Genomic DNA, 19224 nt, shown 5'->3' with positions numbered 1-19224 from the left:
CGCCATTAAAACAAAGGACGGTTATGGGTGGTTTGAGAACAGTGTTTGGGGTGTTGTTGATGGTCTCTTTGGCATTTGCGCGCGTGTTGACACCCGAAGAAGCCTTTAATCTTACCCTTACACCCCAAGATGAGGCCCTTGAGGTGCGCATTGTCCTCGGGGAAGACATTTATCTTTACGAGGAAGAATTTAAACTAGAAATCATCGCACCCACTTCTGTTTTACTTAATCCTTTTGTTTCCCTTCCTGTGGCGGTGGAGTACGATGGTTATCAAGTATACAGCTCTTCTTTACATGTAAACATTCCCCTTTCACTCATTCGCGAAAAAATTGGCACGGTGCCTTTTGAGCTGGCGGTCTCATGGCAAGCGTGTTCTAAGATGGGGCTGTGTTATCAGCCTATGCGCCAAGAGTTTCGCTTGGATGCCAAGGGCAAGCTTTCCACGGGACTTTCAGAACATGGAACTATCGCCCAGCGTTTGGCTTCAGGCGGGGCACTGTGGGCCATTGTAAGCTTTTTTGGGTTTGGTCTGTTGCTCTCTTTGACCCCGTGTGTGTTTCCGATGATTCCTATTCTCTCTTCCATTATCGTCTCCCAAGGGGGCGCATCTTTAGGGGCAAAACGGGGCCTTTGGCTCTCGTTTGTGTATGTGTTTGCCATGTCAGTAGCGTACGCAGGAGCGGGGGTGTTAGCTGGTATTTTTGGGGCAAACCTTCAAAGTGCCTTGCAGGCCCCGTGGGTCATTTGGCTTTTTAGCGGGGTGTTTGTGGCCTTGGCTTTTTCTATGTTCGGATTTTATGAATTGCAGCTTCCCAAGAGTATTCAGGGCGCTTTGAGTAAAACCTCGCGCAGTGTTGAAGGCCAAGGGGTCGGTAGTGTAGCGCTTATGGGATTTTTGTCTGCACTTATCGTGGGGCCTTGCGTTGCGGCGCCTTTGGCGGGAGCGCTGTTGTATATTAGCCAAACGGGCGATGCGCTCTTGGGTGGGGTGGCGCTCTTTGTTATGAGTCTTGGCATGGGTGTGCCACTTTTGCTCATCGGCGCTTCTGCAGGACGTTTGTTACCAAAGCCGGGTAAGTGGATGAATGCTACCAAAGCGGTGTTTGGCGTTATGATGCTTGGCGTTGCCATCTGGATGCTAGGGCGCGTGCTTCCTTCTTGGGTGGAGCTGTTGCTTTGGTCAGTGCTTTGTCTGGGGCTAGCGGCGCACCTTTGGAGTGTTGAAAGCGAGAAACCATGGGTCAATACAGTTGTTAGAACTTCTGCTACCGTATTTTTGCTTTACGGGGCTACCCTGTTTGTGGGGAGCTTGGCTAAGGCCAACGACCCTTTAAATCCTTTGGCTCCATTTTTTGGAAGCGGAAGCACCGTTGGTTTGCGTGCTTTTGAGCCAGTGGACAGTATTGGGAGTTTACAAAGACGCATAGAGCAGACAAGCGGAGTAGTGATGGTTGATTTTTACGCAGATTGGTGCGTGAGTTGCAAGGAGCTAGAGAGCATTACCTTTGCAGATGCTAGGGTGCAAGAAGCCTTTAAAAGTATGACACTTTTAAAGGTTGATGTGACTAAAAACACAGCGCAAGACAAGGCATTGTTGGCTAAATTTGGTCTTTTTGGACCTCCGGGGCTTATTTTTTACCGTGATGGCGTAGAGTTGCCACATGCTCAGATTGTCGGATTTAAAACGCCAGAAGCGTTTTTGGAACATTTAAAAACATTACAATGAGGAGAATGGTGCGATGGACGTACTTGTAGCGATAGATGTGGAACATTTAAAAGATGAAAGCGCGTTTGTGGCGCATTTGGAAAAAGAGGGGTTTGAGAGAATCCCTGAGGAAGAAGGCTTTGTGTTTACGGGCGTGAGCTCCACGCCCGTGATGCACACCCGCGCGTATATTTTTGAAGTAATTGGCAAAGCGTTGGCGCTTTCCCCTGCGACTTTTTGTAATCTCGTGTGCCAGATTGGGGAAAACCCTATGGAAAGTTACCGTTTCAATAAGCAAACCAACACCTTTGAAGAAGCGTAAAATTGTTTACATGTAAGGATAATAATGCAACTTGAACCCATTTTAAAAGAGGCGGGCGAACTGCTCAAAGAGGGTTTTTACGGGGCGTTTAAAACCCAGTATAAAGACAAAGCAGATTTGGTTACGGAGTACGATGTACTCATCGAAAAGTTTCTGATGCCCAAACTCAAAGGGGCGTACCCAAATGATGAGATTTTTGGCGAAGAGAGCTACAAGGGAAATACCTTCCCTAAAAGTGGCATCTTTGTTGATCCCATTGACGGTACCACAAACTTCGTGCATCGCTTGCCTCATGTGGGCATTTCTGTGGGCGTGTGGAGGGATGGCAAAGCCGTAGAAGGGGGCGTGTATAATCCTATTTTGGATGAAATGTACTTGGCGCAAAAAGGAAGTGGCGCGTTTTGCAACGGAACCCGCTTACATGTAAGCCAAAGCACTACCCTTCAAGAAGCCCTTCTTGCCACAGGATTTCCCTATACCAAAAATAGCTCCCCTATGGACCTTGGTTTTGTGCTCAACTCCATGACCAACCTCTTGCCTTTGGTGCGGGATTTGCGCCGTTATGGGGCGGCGAGTTTGGACTTGTGCTTGGTTGCTAAAGGAACCTTTGATGGGTTTTATGAGATCAATCTCAAGCCATGGGACGTGGCAGCGGGGATTGTGATGGTGGAAGAAGCAGGCGGCAAAGTCACTACCCATGAAGGGGGCGCGTATGACATGAACGACCGCACGATCATTGCAAGCAACGGCGCTATCCATGAGGCTTTGGTTAATGAGATTGGGTTTTACGAGTAGTCTTTTTGTAAAACGTGTTTAGGGCTTTGTGGAAGCTCTCGTAAAAAGTTTTTTGATTTTTAAAAGCCCCAGTTTCATGCCGCTGTGCCGCATGATGCGCGCCAAAAGCTTCCAGTGCGGTTTGTCGTAGCAGGGTGCGGGGCATTTGCGGCAACTGGGCTTTTCTTCGTGGGGACAGGCTTGTAGGCGGGCAAGGGAGTACTCAAGGGTTTCTTTACAGGATACACACAAGGACGCTTCTACCTCGCCTAGGGGTTTTTCGCGGTATGTTAAAGGCCAGACGTGGTGGGTTTTGGGCGCGTCGTGGTGTTTGTCCTCGCAATACAGTGCGATAAACTTCAGCACCGTTGCCGCGTCGGTGGCAAATTTTTCCTCTTTCATCGTCTCTCCCATGTATATTGTGAGTCGCCAGATACGGGCGCGTAAAAGATTCCCTCGGGGTTTCGCCACGCATCAAGGACTACCCCTTGGGCAATGTCACATCCTTTGCATGTCACCACCACAGCACTGTGTTCTTCCCAGTAGGAGCCCAGATTTGCCACCACGATCACGCTCTCAACACTCTCAAGCTCCAAACTGCGGACATGGGCAAAAAGGTCGTGGGCGTAATGCCAACACAACCCCCGCTCCTTGAAGCCAAGGTTCACCCAAAGGTTATGAAGCCTTGGGGAGGCGGTGGCGCCATAGCGGGCTTTGAGTGTATGGGTGTAGGTGTGTGCTTCGTGGGCTAGGCGCGCCGCTTCGTCTTCTTTGACCCTAGGGATGGCTTGCAATGTTTTTTCCAAAGAAGCCTCAGGAAGTGAAGGGGCGTGGTGACACCCGCTTAAAAGGAAGAGTGCCAGAAAAATCCCCAAAAGGGATTGATACACCTCAAGCTTCTTGGTACGTGGGGTCGATGAGGTAGTATTTGCCCATGCGACCAAGAGCTTCCACGGTTACATGTAATCCCGCATCAATTATCCCATCTTCATAATAGGCCCCTTCAAGATTGACAAACACCGGTGTCGTGACGCTGCCCTGGATGGGGTAAGTTTCGCGAAGGGTGACAAAAAATGCGGCCTGAATCCCTTGAACGATGGGCGGAAAATCTTCTCTAATGCGTTCCGTAGGAATAGAAAAATGGGCACATTCGCTCACAGACTTTGGTAAGGGCTGGGCGCTTTTGCTCATAAAATCTGCGTGGGTTTTGTTGGCGATGCAAATCGTCGCTTTTTTGGTCTTAAGCAAGTTGGCAAGGGTGTCTTTAGGCGAGCCGTCTTCCTTTTGTCCGATGGAAACCACCGCCACAGGAGGTTTAGACGTCATGGGTGCAAAGTAGCTAAAGGGAGCAAGGTTTACAACACCTTCATCCTCGGTCACAATCCACGCAATGGGGCGAGGAAAAATGGAGTAGCTGACGAGTTTGTAAATATCATTGGCCGAAAGGGTCGAAAAATCAAGTTGCATGGAAGTTCCTTTACATGTAAATATGCAAGTGTATCAATCCTTTAAACGTTTTTCAAGACGCGAAGCAAAAAGAGAAATGGGGTAGGTGAGTGCTAAGTATCCGATGGCTAAGGGAATGTAGCTCTCTAGGGTGGAGTAAGTGTAGGCGTTGACTTCTTGGGCGTTCATGGTGAATTCGCTGATGGAGATGATGGAGAGTAAGGAAGAATCTTTGATGATGGAAGCAAACTGCCCTGTGAGCGGGGGCAAGATGCGTTTTAGGGCTTGGGGAAAGAGAATGTAGCGGTAGGTTTGAAAAGGTGAAAATCCAAGGCTTTTGGCACTTTCGTATTGCTCAACTCCGACACTTTGAAGCCCTGCACGGATGATTTCAGTGACATACGCTCCTGCAAAAAGCGCAAGGATGACGGTGCCTACGATGTAGCGATTGTCAAAGCCAAGGTTGTTGGCAAAGACGTAAAAAAAGATAAGAATTTGTACTAAAAGGGGTGTGCCTCGGATGAGCTCGACGTAAAAGCGACTAAAAAAACGCAAGAGAATGATTTTCGAACCCTGCCCGTAGGCGAAGAAAATCCCCAAAAAAATGCTTAACACAAGAGCGTTTAGGGAGATGATGATGGTCATGATAAAGCCATCAATAAACTTTTGGCGGTAGCCCCAAACGCCTGACCATTCAAAGGTGTAAAGGGAGTTTTGAAACATAAACGCCCCCAACGCCCCCACGCCAAGCACCAGCAAAAAGGCGTTAAGCCAGTAGGCGGGGCGCGGAAGTATGGAGGTTTCTTTGTACTCCAAAGGGTCGATGAAAAAGCGTTTAAACCTGATAACTAACCCCTAAAAGAAAAAAGGAATGCCAAGGCCGTCAAAGGTTTCGCGGGCTTTGGAAAGATGCGTACGTGAAAAGGCATCAAAGGTGCCATCTTTCTTGGCTTTGGTAATGAATGTATCTACTTGGGCTTTGAGCTCAGTGTCACTTTGGCGCAAGGCAACGCCCCAGTATTCGGGGGTTTCTTGAAAGGGTTTCAAGAGGGCAACGGTTGCTTCTTGGTGGCGATCCCAGTTGCGGTAAATGGTGAGTTGGTCGTACAAAAACCCATCGGCTTTTTGTTGGATGACTTCCAGTATGGCGGCATTTTCACGGTCAAAGACCAAGAGTTGCGCGCTAGGAAGGTTTGCAGCAGCGTAAATATGCCCTGTGGTGCCTTTTTTGACCGCCACACGCTTGCCTTTTTGGTTCAAGTCTTCAATGCCTTGCACGCCCGCTTTGGGGTGGGTGAGGATGGCAAGGTTAGATTGGGCGTAAGGAACAGAAAAAGCGATGCTTTTTTTACGCTCTTCGGTGATGGTCATGGAGGAGATGATGAGGTCTACTTTACCCGTACGCAGTGAGGGAATCAGCCCATCCCACGCGATGTTTTCGATGACCAGCTCCCGTCCAAGTTCTTTGGCTAAAGCTTTGGCGAAATCCACGCTCACGCCACTAGGTGTGCCATCAGTCTGGCTCATTTCAAAGGGCGGGTAGGCTAGCTCCATGCCCACTTTAAGAGGTGGCGCAGCAAAAAGAAAAGAGGCCGTGGTGAGCAGTGCAATCAAAAGTTGCTTCATGGTGTCTCCTTAAAAAAGATGAAAGTAGTATACCGCTACTTACTGGGAAATAGCTTTAATGCCTTCTCTAAGTCTTTTGGGGTATCGATACCAAAACTTTGCGAGACAACCTCTACCATAGCAATGGTGCGTCCGTGGTAGAGGGCGCGGAGTTGTTCGAGTTTTTCGATGTGTTCAAGTGGCGCGGGCGGCAACGCGCAAAAAGCACGCAATGTGGCACGCGTGAAACCATAAAGCCCTAGGTGTCCCCAGTAGGGCGCGCCTGCTTTGTCGCGGTCATAGGGGATGGGAGAGCGGGAGAAATAAAGGGCCTCGTTGACGTGACTTAGCACAACTTTTACCAGATTTGGGTCGGCGGCTTCTTGGGCGGTGATAGCCTTGTGACAGCTTGCCATGGCCCACGGAAGATGGGCTATGGCGTGAACTCTTTTTTGTAAAAGTGCGATAATTTCTGGCTCAATAAAAGGCTCATCTCCCTGCACGTTTATAACCACTTCTTCTTCATTTAATCCTAGCAGGGTGGCTGCTTCGTTGATGCGGTCGGTGCCGCTTTGGTGGGACGAGGCGGTGAGCACCGCCTCAAAACCGTAACTCTTAGCAAGGTTTACCACCTGTGGGTCATCAGCGGCAATGGCAACGCGGTCAACGCTTTGCACCCGTTTTGCGGTAGCAATAACCATAGGCACGCCATGAATGGGGGCGAGGATTTTTTCAGGAAAACGTGTAGAAGCAAGCCGTGCAGGGATGATAATCATGGCTTATTCCTCTAAAAAATCCAAAATCGTCCCTTGGATAGCTTCTTGGGTGACGACCTCAGGGTGCATAATGGGTGCTTGAAATAAGGCGCCAATGGAGGAGGGAATCTTTACATGTAAAGCGTTAGAAACCCCTTCTAAGGCCACTTTGTCTGGATGGGTACGTGGGCTTTGTTGCAGGGCGCTAAAAAGTGTAGGGGCAAATTTCGTCCACTCGGCGGTCGAGCAAAGAATGTTTTTAAGGGGTTTAAGGTTTAGTGTGCGCACTTTGAGGCATGTGGCGGTGTGTGGGTCAAGCACGTAGCCTTTAAGGGCAACCTCACGCAGGGTTTCTTTGGCAAAAGCATCATCGCAAAATGTCGCCTCAAAATGGCTTTGCAAGAGGGTGAGTTCCTCTGGGCTAAGGCGATAGCATTTTTGGTTTTGTAAGGCTTCCATCAGCTCGCGGGTGCGCGCAGGGCCAAAAAGGTCAAACAACAGCCGCTCCACGTTGGAGGAGACAAGGATGTCCATAGCTGGCGAGGTGGTTTGGAATAAAGTGCGTTCTCTCACGTCATACACACCCGTAGTGATGAGGTCGGTGAGGATGTTGTTGATGTTAGAAGTAATAAGGATTTTCTCTACAGGCAAGCCCATTTTTTTAGCATAATAGGCTCCTAAAGCGTTGCCAAAATTTCCACTAGGGATGGTGAGGTAGATGGATTCCCCCGCTTTTATATGCCCACTTTTTAGAAGTTGCACGTAGCCAAAAATGTGGTAAATGATTTGAAAAATAATGCGTCCAAAGTTGACAGAATTGGCCGCGCTAAGTTTGATGTTTTTTGCTTGAAGTTGCGCGATAAATTCTGCAGAGCCAAGCAAGCTTTTTAGCGCGCGTTGCGCGTCATCGAAGTTGCCTTTAATGCCTAATACTTTGAGGTTTTTGCCACCCGCAGTAACCATTTGAAGGCGCTGAACATCGCTGGTTCCCCCTTCTGGATAAAGGCATACGACTTGAATATTGGGTTTGTCGCTAAAGGTATCTAAGGTCGCTGGGCCTGTGTCACCACTGGTGGCGGCTAGGATGAGATAGCGTTCATTGCGCGCTTTGGCAAGATGAGAGAGCAAGTGGCCAAAAGGTTGCAACGCCATGTCTTTAAAGGCACGCGTTGGGCCGTGGTAAAGTTCGCTTACAAAAAACGTCTCATCTAGCTTGGCAAGTGGAGCAGGGTTAGAAGGGTCATCAAAGTGGCCATAAAGTCCAACGGCTTCGCTAAGCACCTCTTTGGGAAGGTCAACCCCAAAGCGCTCTAAAATATCTAAGGTCAGCTCTTGGTAAGAAAGGGTTACGGCTTTGGTAAAAAAAGCTGCATCAAGCAAGGGAAAGTGTTCAGGTGCATACAAGCCTCCAAAGCTCGCACTTGGAGAGAGAATTGCCTGAGAAAAATCAACATGAACAGGCTTAAAGCCATCGTTTCCACGGGTTTCAATAAGTTTCATACGGTTTCCTTTGTCACTGAATCAATCCATTGTAGGTAGGGGGTGTGCCCATGAGAAATATCAAACGCAATAATTTCGGGCACGTCATAAGGATGCAAAGCATATAGGGTTGTTTTGAGTGTTTCAAAAAGTGCTTGTTTGGTTTTGATGAGCAATAATACCTCGTTCTCTTCTTGAATTTTGCCTTCCCACATAAAAACCGAAGTAAGGCCCTTTTGAAAACTAATACACGCAGCAAGGTTTTGGCCTATTAAGTTATGAGCAATGATTTTTGCTGTTTCTTCATTGGGAACCGTGGAAAGGACAAGCAGCGCACTCATTGGCTAAATACCGTTCCCACGCCCTCATCGGTGAAGAGTTCAAGCAAGATGGAATGTTCCACGCGACCATCGATGATGTGGGCATGCTTGACGCCACCACTTACCGCTTCCATGCATGCACTCACCTTGGGGAGCATGCCGCCATAAAGGGTGCCATCGGCTTTTAAGGCTTCTACCTCTTCTGCTGTTAGCGAGGAGAGAAGGTGGCCTTCTTTGTCAAGGATGCCAGGGGTGTCTGTTAAAAAAAGCACTTTCTCAGCTTTAAGACTCACAGCAATTTTACTGGCGGCCAAGTCGGCGTTGATGTTGTAGCCTGGATGTTCCGTGGTGCCTCCTGAGCCAATAGGTGCAATCACAGGGATGAATTTTTCGTTCATGAGGTTTTCAAGAACAGTGTGGTCAACGTCGGTAATTTCACCCACGAGGCCGTATTTTCCATTTTCTAGCGGTGTGGCTTTGAGGAAATTGGCGTCTTTTCCGCTGATGCCAATGGCTTTAGCCCCATGGTGGTTCAAAAGGGTGGTGATCTCTTTGTTGATGCTACCGCTAAGGACCATCTCTACCACTTCCATTACTTTTTCGTCTGTCACGCGCATGCCATCTACAAATTCCGTGCCAAGCTGTAATTTGTCTAGCAGTTCATTAATGCGTTTTCCGCCACCGTGTACCACTACGGGACGAATGCCCACAAGGTAAAGAAGGACTAAATCTTGGGCAAATTTTTCTTTGAGGTCGGGGTTGATTTGGGCTGCTCCACCGTACTTAATCACAATGGTTTTTTTGGTAAATTTTTTGATGTAGGGCAAAGCCGTGATGATGGTTTTGGCCGTCTGAATTTTGCGTTGCAAGGGCGACTCCTTGGGGTGAAAAAGAGCCTATTTTAGCAAAAAAAGACTAAAAAAAGACTAATTGTCCTTACATGTAAAGGATTTAAATACCCCTAGAAAGCGCTTTTTCTAGCTCATGAGCACTGGTGATGTGTTTTTTCTTGAGGTCGATATACCGCACTGATAAATCAATATTACCCTGCTTAAGGGGCTCAAAGCCATCGAATGTTTGGGCTGAAAGTTCGAGACACTCAGGAAGTAAGATGATAAAATCGTCCCCGTATACCCTAAAAAGTAACGCATCGGGAAGCGTTTGTTTTAAAAAAGTAGCAAAGGCACGCAACAAGGCGTCACCTTTGGCCCAGCCAAAGCGATGATTATAGTCGTTCATGCCTTTGATGAACACAAGATTCAAACAGCGGTAACGTGCTTCTTGGGCTTTGTGGTGCATAAGAATATCAAAGTAAATGCCATTGTAGAGCCCCGTAAGAGAATCTTTAAAAAAGTAGGCAAACCGCTCTGCTTCAGCACCACTAGAAAAATCAATGACATTTTGTTCGTAAGCGTGAATCTCAGTCAACTCTGAAAAAACCTCAGCAGCATAAGTAGCAACTACGGGGTCAAATTGCGTTCCTTGCATGGCTTTTATCTCTTCAACTGCCTCGGGAATGGTTTTTTTCGCTTTGTAAATGCGGTTGGTTGTCATTGCATCAAAGGCATCAGCGATAATCATAATGCGTGAAAACAGAGGAATTTCTTTGCCTTTTAGTCCATCAGGATACCCTGAGCCATCAAACCACTCGTGGTGGTGCCGCACGATGGTGGCAAGGGGTCTAAAGCTTTGAATTTTTCCAATCATTTGAGCCCCCACGCTAGCGTGTTGTTTCATGAGCTCGAACTCGGCTTGGCTTAAATTTCCAGGTTTAAGTAAAACGCTTTCTGGGGTAATGATTTTGCCAATGTCATGCACAAGCCCTGCTTTGTAGACCAAATCCTGGTCTTTTTTAGAAAGACCCATGTGTTTTGCTATGGCTTTTGAATATTCTGCAACGCGTCCTGAGTGGCCAGCAGTGTAGGCATCTTTTTCTTCGATAAATTGGGCAAAGGTAATGAGCGTCTCTTCGTTGATTTGCTCTTGTTCTTTTAGGAGTGCTTCTCCTTGGTTTAAAGCAGCGCACAAGATGTAGCCTGCTGCGTAGACAAAAAAGACAAAGGTTTGGAGATGGAGTACATTAAAAGAGAGGGAGTTGTCGGTAGAGCATGTGCCAAAGGGGCACAAAATAACATAAACACCCACTGCAAACAAGACGATGCCATTGATAAAAATAGCCCGTTCACGGTGAAGAATAAGCACAATCAGCAAAGGGATAAGAATAAAGAATTCCACATGGGAGAGCAGTGTTGTGGTTAAAAGATAGTAAGAAAGCATAAAGACAAGAAAAGTATTTCCTAGAAAAGTAAGGTCTAGAAACATAGATTTTTGAGAAAATCGAACTGGTGTGGTTGCGAAAATATAAATCGAACTTAAAAGTAGCATTCCTATAAAGTCTCCTACTAGCCAGCCTATAAATCCTGTGGGAAAAAAGGGAAAATCCATCTGCCCTGTCGCCAAAAGCCACAAATTACCATTAAGGGCTGAGAGGGTGGCACCCATCATGAGTGCTGTGAGATAGCCGGTCGTGAGGTTAATGCGGCTAAAAATAGGTTCAAATAAGATGGGCTTTAGTAATCGGTAGCTCATCACTGGACCTAGTGTGCTTCCTAGCGCAATGCCCAGCGAGAGAAGTGGAGAATTAGAGAGTACCAGAGCGTTTGTCAGGCCTATGACCGCAAAAAGAAACGGCACGGAGCCTCGAAGTTCCTTGGTAAGTATTAGAAAAACAAGTGCCAATCCTACTGGAGGCCAAATGGGAAAAATGTTCGTAGTGTGTTCTAAAAGTCCAAGGTCAAGAAGTAAAAAAGAGGTGGCTGGGTACAAAACAAGTAATGCAAAAAAAGAAAGAATAATGGGCGGTCTAGGCATAATTTCTCTTTGGTTTTTAAGTATGTAATTATTACAATTGTGACAGTATAGCTAATTTTTGGCGGTTTGGGCGCTGTATTGGTGGAGATAGGTTGTGATGCTGTTGTGTAAAGAAGGAGAGACGCTAAGGGTGAGTTCTAATAAGGAGAGAGGAAGGTCGAGTCCTTCAAGTTTAACGGCGTCTTTGTGGGTTACAAGCAAAGAGGTGGCTTGGTGACGCTCTAGTAGGATGCTCAACTCTTTTTTTGTATACATGTAGTGATCAGGAAATGTATAGGAAGCTACCAAGTTTGTAGGTAAAAAAGGATTGAGGCGTTCGGGGTTAGCAATAGCTGTGACAAGCACCATGGCGGAGGTTGGGTTTTCCACATGGACTTTTCGCACAAAATCCTTCCCTTCTTCTATGACAATATCAGCATATCGGTAGGCCCAAAAGGGCTCCCTGTAGGGGCCAGAGGGAAGACAAAAAGGAAGAGGCGGAGGAGGCGTGGGGCGAATAAGGATGTCAAATTTTTTTATGCTTGCTTTTCCGAATCCATCATCCAAGAAGACTGCTTTAGCGCCCAGTTCTTTGGCTTTTAAAATTCCTCTAATGCGATCTTCACTGACTATAACAAGGGCATTTGGGAGCATCTTGGCGTACAGCATGGCTTCGTCGCCACTTTCTTGAACGTTACATGTAATCTTTCCCCAGTGGCTTACAATGCGCATGCCTTTGGAGTGGCGTTTGTAGCCACGTAAAACAATAGCGCTGTGTTTTACAGGGGAGGCAAGGGCAATGGTTAAGGGGGTTTTGCCACTGCCACCTAGTGTTAAATTTCCGATACTAATGATAGGGATACCCATTTCTTTTGGTGTGGAAAAAGCCCGCTTAAGGACAGCAGCCAGAGTATAAAGAAGAGAAAAAGGCAAAAGTAGCCCTGCTAAAAGGTAGCCTCCAAAGCCTGGACGATACATGTAGCGCTCAAGCTTTGTGTAAAGGTACCGGCTAAACCCGCGTGCTAGCAACTTCTTTAACTTGTTTGCAAATGTAGTGCACCTCTTCGTCACTCAATGCCGCATAAATAGGTAATGAGAGAATTTGCTGATAGTTTTGAAGTGCATTGGGAAAATCATTGACACGCAAGGCGTATTTTTGCTTATAGTAAGTAAGCAAGTGTAGGGGAATGAAGTGTAGGGCAGTAAAAATACCACGCTCTTTGAGTTCGCGCGCGAAACTGTCACGGTTTTTGTCTATTTTGATGATGTATTGCGTGTAGACATGATCGCGTTTTTTTACTGGGGTGGTGATGTGTGGGCAGTCTTTGAGTGCGGCATCATACATGGCTGCAATGCTCTGACGGCGTTTGATGAAAGCCTCGGTTTTAGAAAGCTGACCAATGGCATAAGCAGCACTCAATTCATTCATGTCATATTTAACACCAATGTCTACCACATCATACACATAACCTAAGTTGCCATAAGCATCCCAACCATCGTTAACGATGGCATGATTGCGCAATAACATAGCCCGCTTGGCAAGCTCTTCGTCAGAGGTTACCATTATCCCGCCACTGGCAAGAGGGTGGCGCATTTGGGGACTGAAACGAAAGCATGAAATGGTTGAGCCAAAAGAGCCAATTCTTTTACCCTCATACTTGGCGCCAAGGGCTTGGCTAGCATCATCAATAATAGAAACATTGTAGCGGTCTGCCAAGTCGTAAATGCGTCCCATGTCTGCACTTTGGCCGCCCACGTGAGAGACAAAAACCCCTTTGAGTTTTTTGTGGTTATGTTTTTCTAGGGCTGCTTCAAGGGCATTGGGGTCAATCATGTAGTCGTCTTTGTTGATATCTACAAAAATAGGCTCCGCATCAAAATGGCGCACTACTTCAGCTACAGAAGGAAAGGAGTTGACAGAACAGATGATTTTATCGCCACGTTTTAAATCCATCGCACACATGGCAAGGTGCATTGCCGCGGTGCCGTTGTAGGTTGAGATGGCATGAGGGGCACCAATGAATTGTCGCATGTTTTTTTCAAGCGTCTCTACCATCACAGGCTCTTTGAGCTCAAGAATCTCATTGACCAATGTTTTTTCTTTGGCATCGATAGAGGGTTTGTAAAATGGAATTTCTCTCACCTGTTCTCCTTTTTAGTGTTTAATGTCTCTAGGGTATAAAAAATCGTGACCAATGGTACGCTCGCTAAGTTTTGCAACAATGGCTTGGCGACGTTTAAAATGGTTGGCATAAATGCGGTGCAGTAGCATCTCAATGAGCGGTGCTTCAAATCCCCGCGCTAGCAACTCTTCTTCGGTGGCGCGTTCATCCACATAAGCGCGAAAAAAAGCGTCGATGCGGGCGTAGGTGTACCCCAACTCTTCCTCATCACTTTGGCCTTCCCATAGGTCGGCTGAGGGGGGTTTGGAGAGAATAGCAGGGATGACACCCAAATATGCCCCATATTCAAAAATCTCTGTTTTATATAAATCCCCGATGGGGTTAAGGGCGCTTGCAAGGTCGCCGTGCAAGGTGCCATAGCCCAAAAGAAGCTCGCTTTTGTTGCTCGTGCCAAGAACAAGGGCTTGTTCGCGCGCCGAAATATCATACAACACCGCCATGCGCATTCTGGCGGCAAAATTGCCTTGGCGCAAAGGGGAGAGAGATTTGCCTTGATTGTATGCTTGGGTGAGTGGGCCGATAGGGTGGATTTCATAGGGCAAATCAAAGGCCGCGCACAAGGTTTTGGCGTCTTCTAAGCTTTGGGGACTGGAGTGGGTATCTGGCATCATCACGCAGAGCATATTGTCGCCAAAAGCACGTTTAGCCAAGAGGGCAACCACGGCAGAATCGACACCGCCACTAAGGCCAAGTACGACCCGTCTAAGGCCAATTTTGGTGACTTCTTCGGTGAGAAAATGCATCAAGAAAGTAGTGATACGCTCAAATTTTTTCACGTGGGTTTCGTCTTTTTGGGTTAAGATGTCTCAAAGGAGAGAGTATACTAAAAATATTCTTGAGTTGGGCTTTTACATGTAATGGTTTTACTTAAGTTTTTGCCAAAATGGAGTAAAATGCACCTTAGTGTCGCTATAAATAAGGAGACAATGTGCAACTTTTATGTCAACCGATGGGGTCGTATCAAACCAACTGTTATATTGTTGCAAGCCCGCAAGGCGAGTTGATTATTGACCCAGGTATGGGGGCGATTTCATGGGTGAAAGAAAATGTATCAAACCCTTTGGCTATTTTAAATACCCATGGCCATTTTGATCACGTGTGGTCAAACCACGCTTTGCAAACGGAGTTAAATGTGCCATTGTATTGCCCTAAAGAAGATGCGTTTATGTTACAAGATGACCCTTTTGGTCTAGGGATTACGCCCAGTGTGCCCGATGTGCTAGTGGAGGGGGACGCGGTTTTTGAGATTGGCGGGATGAAGGTGCAGTATTGGCATTTTCCAGGCCACACGCCTGGGTGTAGCGCCATTGAAGTTGAAGGGATGCTCTTTACGGGTGATTTTGTGTTCGCGGGCTCCATTGGGCGAGTGGATTTTCCTTTTAGCTCTCCCGAAGCCATGAAAAAAAGCATTGTAAAATTTTTAAAATTTCAAACAGATATGCCCTTGTACCCAGGGCACGGAGAAGCCTCCACTGTGACGCGGGAACAATACACCTTACCCCAATGGGTCATGGCACTTTAGTAGTCGCGTCGTGCGTTTTTGATTTTGGTTTTGAAGATATGTTTTTCTAGGACAACGGCGTGAAAGATGCCCTCGAAGATTTTGATGTCATTAATCTTTCCAGTGACGGTGATTTCACGCTTTCTAGAGTCTTCAAATTTGGCTTTGGCTTCAAATTCTAGTAAATCCCCCACTTTGGCAGGGGCTAAAAAACTTGTTTTTGCGCCGATGACGACAATGTTTTCCTCATTCACTGCAGCCACTGCAGCATAATCTGCTGCAGAAAAAACAAATCCGCTGTGAATAAGCCCAAGTTCATCCACAATCATCTCGTTGGTGGTCAGAAGGTTGACGCGCGCGTAGCCTTTATCAAGAGACATAATGGTCCCACACAAAATGTTTTTAATCCGCTGATGGGTGTTAAGCTCATCAGAAAAGGCATTATTGACGTGAAGCGCAACGGTATCGTCCTCGGCAAAGCTTTCACTAAAATCTTCTTCCACTTCAGGGGTTTGAACGATATTATCATTGGCTTCAGCCATGGATTCTCCTTGTTGATTTGTGCGACATTATCGGCATTTAGCGTAAAAATTTTACATACAGCCGTTTGGGGGCAGGGTAGCCCTCGATGGTTTTAGTGGCGTCATTGGGGTCAAGAAAGTTTTCCAAACTTTCACCCAAAATCCACTCCGTTTTGCGCTGTTCGTTACTGTTTGTGGGGACGATGTCTAAGACTTCCATGCTTCCAAAACCCGCTTTTTCGCCCCAATTTTCCAAGGCTTTGATGGTGGGAATGTGGTAAATGTTGGGGATTTTTGAATAGGATTTGCCAGGACACAGCGCCACAGGTTCATCCCCGTCTATCATAAAGGTATCTAAAAAAAGCTCACCCTCTTTGGTAAGTCCTTTTGCTAAGGCTTTGAGCGCACCCACGGGGTCGCTGCGGTGGTACAAAACACCCAAACACAACAAGGTGTCAAAACGGTGTTCATACAAAGGTAAATGCTCGATGCCAAGGAGCTCGTAGACGATCTGGGTTTGGGCAAAATGGTTGATGAAATCAAATTGGGTTTTGTATAAGGGCGAGGGATCAAACCCCACAAGCAATTTCGGGTTTTTTTCCAACAGGCGAAACAGATAATAACCGTTGTTACACCCAATGTCTCCGACGATTTTTCCCTCTAGGTTGAGGTGAGGGGCAAGCAAGTTGTATTTCATAAAGCTTTGCCATTCTGTGTCAATGAGGGTGCCAAAAAGGTTAAAGGGCCCTTTGCGCCACGGGCGTAATTCCCACGCGACACGGGAAATCTCTTCTTTTGTTTGCGGGCAAAACGTAGGGTTTTTGAGGGTGAAAATATCGTTACATGTAAAGGTGCTACCACCGGGGTCTGGAAGGGTAGCAAGCAAGTCGCGCAAGGGCGCAATGTTTTTCCACGTAAGCCATGCTTGGCGCTCTTTTCGAAGCGCGTCGAGGGTCATTGGCGAAGCTTTTTAGGGTTGAGATCGCTAAAATCAACAAGGTTGTCATCGCACGTTTTACGGTACACGCCCATTGAGTCATAATACTCTTTGCAGTCGTTATAATAACGTGTGGAAACACCACGGTCGTTGAGGTATAAGCACCCTTGGAAGGTAAGGGCGAAGAGGATGAGTATTAATGCCTTTTTCATGGAAGAAATAGTAGCATATTGTTTTTAAAGTTTACGTAAAGGAAGCCGTGTGCCATCGGACGTTTTAGCGCATTTTAGCACCTTGTGTGCCATCCCTCATTGCAGTTTCGACACAGAAGCGATGCGTGCTCATCTCGTGCAAGAAGCAAAAGCCTGTGGTGCTTCCGTGCGCGTGGATAAAGCAGGCAATATTTTGGCGCAAAAAGGCTCGCCCAAGGTATGTTTGCAAGCCCATTATGACATGGTGTGCATGGGCAGTGCGCCTCGCATTTTACTCCAAGAAGAAGCGGGGTATTTGTGCGCCAAAGGGTCTTCTTTGGGAGCAGATAATGGCATGGGTGTGGCAATGATGCTCTCTTTGCTCCACACTCAAGACCACCTAGAATGTCTCTTTACAAACAACGAAGAAGTGGGGCTTTTGGGTGCAAATGGGTTGGAAATGCAGATTCAAAGCCCTTGTTTGCTTAACCTTGACAGTGAAGAGGAGGGCAAAGTGTTTGTGGGGTGTGCCGGAGGCGTGGACATCATCGGCACATGCTCCCCTGAGTTTACCAAAGCCCCTGCGGGTTGGGCACTGTATGAAATTTGTGTTTCGGGCTTGCGCGGTGGGCATTCGGGGATTCAGATTCATGAAAATATCCCCAACGCCATTGTGCTGCTCGTCCACGCTTTAGCAGAACAAGAATGCGCGCTTGTGCACCTAGAGGGCGGAGAGCGGATTAACTCTATTCCCACAGCAGCACGCGCGGTTGTAATGATGCCAAAACCCTTTACATGTAAAGAGCCTTTTTTTACATGTAAAGCACTTGCGCAACGGTGTGAAAAGGTTGTGGCGAATTCTGATACAATACTCAAAACACTTTGTGCGTTTTCGCAAGGTGTGCGTGGTTGGGATGTAGCCTTGGCGATTCCAAGTCAAAGCATTAACCTTTCGCTCCTTTCTTTCTCTGAAGGCTCTTTGCGCGTAGAGTTTTTTGCGCGTGCCATGAGCACAGAAGGGTTAGATGCACTCAAGAAAGAGACAAAGGCGCTTTTGGAGCTTGGGGGTTTTAGTGTGGCATTTAAGGATGAAACTCTTCCATGGAACCCTCACATTGGGCCATTTGCTTTACTGGTAAAAGAAGAAGCGGCGGCCGTTTGGGGAAAAGCCGAGTTTGCAGGAATTCATGCAGGATTAGAGTGTGGCGTGTTGCTTTCAAAGCACGATGCACCGCTTGAGGTGTGTTCTCTTGGGCCGCAAATTGAGGCGCCTCACACAGTAAAAGAGCGGTGTTTGGTGGCTTCTGTACACCGTGTGGTCGAGATTGTTGAAAGAATTGTAACAAGGAAAACCTATGGCACTGATTGAATCTGCTCTTGTAGAGCTTGGAACACCGCTACAGCATTTTGCCCTTGAAGACCCTAATGGCAAAGCCTATGGCTCAAAAGAGTTAATGGGGAAAACGGGGTTGTTGATTTATGTGGTCTGTAACCATTGCCCGTACAATCAAGCCCTTTGGGAACGGTTAGTAGAAGTGGCAGAATTTGCTTCTAAAGTAGATGTGGGCGTGGTGGCGATTAACCCTAACATTCACCCCAATTACCCAGAGGATTCGCCTGCGCACATGCTTGATAAAATTACCGAATTTAACCTTCCTTTTCCTTATCTTATTGATCATCGTCAAAAAGTTGCACGCTCTTTGGGTGCTACGTGCACACCCGATATTTTTCTCTTTGATGGCGAGGATAAGTTGTTTTATCATGGTCGAGTAGATGATTATTGGAAGGACGCGAGCAAGGTCAAAAAAGAGGAATTGCGTGACGCCATTACGTTGCTTTTTAGTGGTAAACAGCCACCGCAAGAACAGATGCCCTCCATGGGCTGTTCGATAAAATGGACCGATACTATTACGGGGTAACCAATGAAAAAATCTCCACATATTGTCATTGTTGAAGACGAGGTGATTATTGCACTAGACATGCAGCAGTGCCTAGAGGAGTTTGGGTATGTGGTGGATGATGTGTGCACCAATACGGCAGATGCGTTAAAGAGCATTGAGGCCCATCGTCCTGATGCGGTATTAATGGATATCAAGCTTGAAAACGGTGAAGATGGAACGCAGATTGTGCGTTATATCCAAGAAACTTTAGCCATCCCTGTGGTTTACGTAACGGCGCACAGTGACGAACAAACTCTTAAAAAAGCACAAGTAACTAAGCCCTATGGATACATCATTAAGCCGGTGGATGAGCATCAGCTTAACAGCTCCATCCAAATTGCCTTATTTAAAAGCAAACACGAACTCTCTCCTGCTTCGCGTGTTGTGTGTAAAAATAACCGTATTGTGTTGGCAAAAGGCCATCAGTACGACTTGCTTGAACGGCAAATTTATAAGAATGACATCCCTGTCGTTCTTACCAAAAAAGAACGGTTGTTGGTGGGATTGTTAGTAGACAACATGAACAAAACCATGACCTATGAAACCATTGAACGTCTTGTGTGGGAAGGGAAGCCTGTTAATACAGCCACATTGCGCTCATTGATTCGGCGCGTGCGTGGGAAGTTGGGTGAAGATATTATCGAAAATGTTACCTCAACGGGGTATCGCATTCGTATGCATAAGGCAAAATAGG

At 46.9% G+C, this 19224-nt stretch carries 23 protein-coding genes; 7 read left to right on the top strand and 16 right to left on the bottom strand.

Annotated elements, in window-relative coordinates; all coding sequences use genetic code 11:
* Positions 1 to 23: 23 nt before the first annotated feature.
* Genes dsbD through JWV37_RS03080 form a run of 3 tightly spaced genes read left to right on the top strand, consistent with a single transcriptional unit; the run spans position 24 to position 2823 of the window.
* Entirely contained in the window at positions 24 to 1727 is a 1704-nt protein-coding gene (dsbD, locus tag JWV37_RS03090) for a protein-disulfide reductase DsbD (RefSeq protein ID WP_205458193.1), read from the top strand.
* Positions 1728 to 1740: 13 nt separating this feature from the next.
* Entirely contained in the window at positions 1741 to 2028 is a 288-nt protein-coding gene (locus tag JWV37_RS03085; protein ID WP_205458192.1) for a hypothetical protein, read from the top strand.
* Positions 2029 to 2052: 24 nt separating this feature from the next.
* Entirely contained in the window at positions 2053 to 2823 is a 771-nt protein-coding gene (locus JWV37_RS03080; RefSeq protein WP_240331989.1) for an inositol monophosphatase family protein, read from the top strand.
* An 18-nt stretch (positions 2824 to 2841) separates the two neighbouring features.
* On the opposite strand, the gene JWV37_RS03075 is transcribed toward JWV37_RS03080, so the two are convergent.
* The 13 genes from JWV37_RS03075 to JWV37_RS03015 all read right to left on the bottom strand — a co-directional run bounded on the left by JWV37_RS03075 (position 2842) and on the right by JWV37_RS03015 (position 14216).
* Entirely contained in the window at positions 2842 to 3204 is a 363-nt protein-coding gene (locus tag JWV37_RS03075; protein ID WP_205458191.1) for a nitrous oxide-stimulated promoter family protein, read from the bottom strand.
* The gene (locus JWV37_RS03070) at positions 3201 to 3692 is read right to left on the bottom strand and encodes a hypothetical protein (protein WP_205458190.1); all 492 of its coding nucleotides are present in this window, start codon (positions 3690 to 3692) and stop codon (positions 3201 to 3203) included. Before JWV37_RS03070 ends, JWV37_RS03075 begins: the two co-directional genes overlap by 4 nt.
* 1 nt (position 3693) lies before the next feature.
* Complete coding sequence (locus tag JWV37_RS03065) at positions 3694 to 4269, bottom strand: flavin reductase family protein (protein WP_205458189.1); 576 nt, start codon at positions 4267 to 4269, stop codon at positions 3694 to 3696.
* Positions 4270 to 4302: 33 nt separating this feature from the next.
* On the bottom strand, positions 4303 to 5064 hold the full coding sequence (locus JWV37_RS03060) for an amino acid ABC transporter permease (RefSeq protein WP_240331988.1): 762 nt from the start codon (positions 5062 to 5064) through the stop codon (positions 4303 to 4305).
* A 39-nt stretch (positions 5065 to 5103) separates the two neighbouring features.
* Positions 5104 to 5874 (bottom strand): transporter substrate-binding domain-containing protein, encoded by a 771-nt coding sequence (locus JWV37_RS03055; protein WP_205458188.1) that lies wholly within the window; start codon positions 5872 to 5874, stop codon positions 5104 to 5106.
* Between the two features lie 35 nt (positions 5875 to 5909).
* On the bottom strand, positions 5910 to 6629 hold the full coding sequence (kdsB, locus tag JWV37_RS03050) for a 3-deoxy-manno-octulosonate cytidylyltransferase (protein ID WP_205458187.1): 720 nt from the start codon (positions 6627 to 6629) through the stop codon (positions 5910 to 5912).
* A gap of 3 nt (positions 6630 to 6632) precedes the next feature.
* Positions 6633 to 8108, bottom strand: coding sequence for a threonine synthase (gene thrC, locus JWV37_RS03045; protein WP_205458186.1), 1476 nt, complete (start codon positions 8106 to 8108; stop codon positions 6633 to 6635).
* Positions 8105 to 8428: a divalent-cation tolerance protein CutA gene (gene cutA, locus JWV37_RS03040; protein ID WP_205458185.1), complete on the bottom strand. Its 324-nt coding sequence runs from the start codon at positions 8426 to 8428 to the stop codon at positions 8105 to 8107. The genes thrC and cutA overlap by 4 nt, the downstream gene beginning before the upstream one ends.
* The gene (gene argB / locus JWV37_RS03035; RefSeq protein ID WP_205458184.1) at positions 8425 to 9276 is read right to left on the bottom strand and encodes an acetylglutamate kinase; all 852 of its coding nucleotides are present in this window, start codon (positions 9274 to 9276) and stop codon (positions 8425 to 8427) included. The genes cutA and argB overlap by 4 nt, the downstream gene beginning before the upstream one ends.
* 82 nt (positions 9277 to 9358) lie before the next feature.
* Entirely contained in the window at positions 9359 to 11278 is a 1920-nt protein-coding gene (locus JWV37_RS03030) for an HD domain-containing phosphohydrolase (protein WP_205458183.1), read from the bottom strand.
* A gap of 51 nt (positions 11279 to 11329) precedes the next feature.
* A complete protein-coding gene (locus JWV37_RS03025; protein ID WP_240331987.1) occupies positions 11330 to 12286 on the bottom strand; it encodes a tetraacyldisaccharide 4'-kinase in 957 nt (318 codons plus the stop codon).
* A complete protein-coding gene (locus tag JWV37_RS03020; RefSeq protein ID WP_205458182.1) occupies positions 12267 to 13400 on the bottom strand; it encodes a DegT/DnrJ/EryC1/StrS family aminotransferase in 1134 nt (377 codons plus the stop codon). The genes JWV37_RS03025 and JWV37_RS03020 overlap by 20 nt, the downstream gene beginning before the upstream one ends.
* A gap of 12 nt (positions 13401 to 13412) precedes the next feature.
* Complete coding sequence (locus JWV37_RS03015) at positions 13413 to 14216, bottom strand: NAD+ synthase (protein WP_205458181.1); 804 nt, start codon at positions 14214 to 14216, stop codon at positions 13413 to 13415.
* A gap of 152 nt (positions 14217 to 14368) precedes the next feature.
* Here JWV37_RS03015 and JWV37_RS03010 point away from each other — a divergent pair, with 152 nt between their 5' ends.
* Positions 14369 to 14962 (top strand): MBL fold metallo-hydrolase, encoded by a 594-nt coding sequence (locus JWV37_RS03010; protein ID WP_205458180.1) that lies wholly within the window; start codon positions 14369 to 14371, stop codon positions 14960 to 14962.
* On the opposite strand, the gene JWV37_RS03005 is transcribed toward JWV37_RS03010, so the two are convergent.
* Genes JWV37_RS03005 through JWV37_RS02995 form a run of 3 tightly spaced genes read right to left on the bottom strand, consistent with a single transcriptional unit; the run spans position 14959 to position 16611 of the window.
* Positions 14959 to 15483: a hotdog domain-containing protein gene (locus JWV37_RS03005; protein WP_205458179.1), complete on the bottom strand. Its 525-nt coding sequence runs from the start codon at positions 15481 to 15483 to the stop codon at positions 14959 to 14961. The two genes, JWV37_RS03010 and JWV37_RS03005, sit on opposite strands and share 4 nt — an antisense overlap.
* A 37-nt stretch (positions 15484 to 15520) precedes the next feature.
* The gene (gene cmoB / locus JWV37_RS03000) at positions 15521 to 16420 is read right to left on the bottom strand and encodes a tRNA 5-methoxyuridine(34)/uridine 5-oxyacetic acid(34) synthase CmoB (RefSeq protein ID WP_205458178.1); all 900 of its coding nucleotides are present in this window, start codon (positions 16418 to 16420) and stop codon (positions 15521 to 15523) included.
* Positions 16417 to 16611, bottom strand: coding sequence for a hypothetical protein (locus JWV37_RS02995; protein WP_205458177.1), 195 nt, complete (start codon positions 16609 to 16611; stop codon positions 16417 to 16419). Before JWV37_RS02995 ends, cmoB begins: the two co-directional genes overlap by 4 nt.
* Before the next feature lie 49 nt (positions 16612 to 16660).
* Between JWV37_RS02995 and JWV37_RS02990 the strand changes: the two genes are divergently transcribed.
* The 3 genes from JWV37_RS02990 to JWV37_RS02980 are packed head-to-tail and all read left to right on the top strand — an operon-like array spanning position 16661 to position 19223.
* Positions 16661 to 17959, top strand: a complete 1299-nt coding sequence (locus tag JWV37_RS02990; RefSeq protein WP_369407643.1) for a M20/M25/M40 family metallo-hydrolase — start codon at positions 16661 to 16663, stop codon at positions 17957 to 17959.
* Complete coding sequence (locus JWV37_RS02985) at positions 17946 to 18509, top strand: thioredoxin family protein (RefSeq protein ID WP_205458176.1); 564 nt, start codon at positions 17946 to 17948, stop codon at positions 18507 to 18509. Before JWV37_RS02990 ends, JWV37_RS02985 begins: the two co-directional genes overlap by 14 nt.
* Before the next feature lie 3 nt (positions 18510 to 18512).
* On the top strand, positions 18513 to 19223 hold the full coding sequence (locus JWV37_RS02980) for a response regulator (RefSeq protein ID WP_205458175.1): 711 nt from the start codon (positions 18513 to 18515) through the stop codon (positions 19221 to 19223).
* The last annotated feature ends 1 nt before the right edge of the window (position 19224 follow it).

Origin of the sequence: Sulfurospirillum tamanense, assembly GCF_016937535.1 — a bacterium.
Classification (GTDB): Bacteria; Campylobacterota; Campylobacteria; order Campylobacterales; family Campylobacteraceae; genus Sulfurospirillum_B; species Sulfurospirillum_B tamanense.
This window is presented reverse-complemented; position numbering and strand designations above follow the sequence as displayed.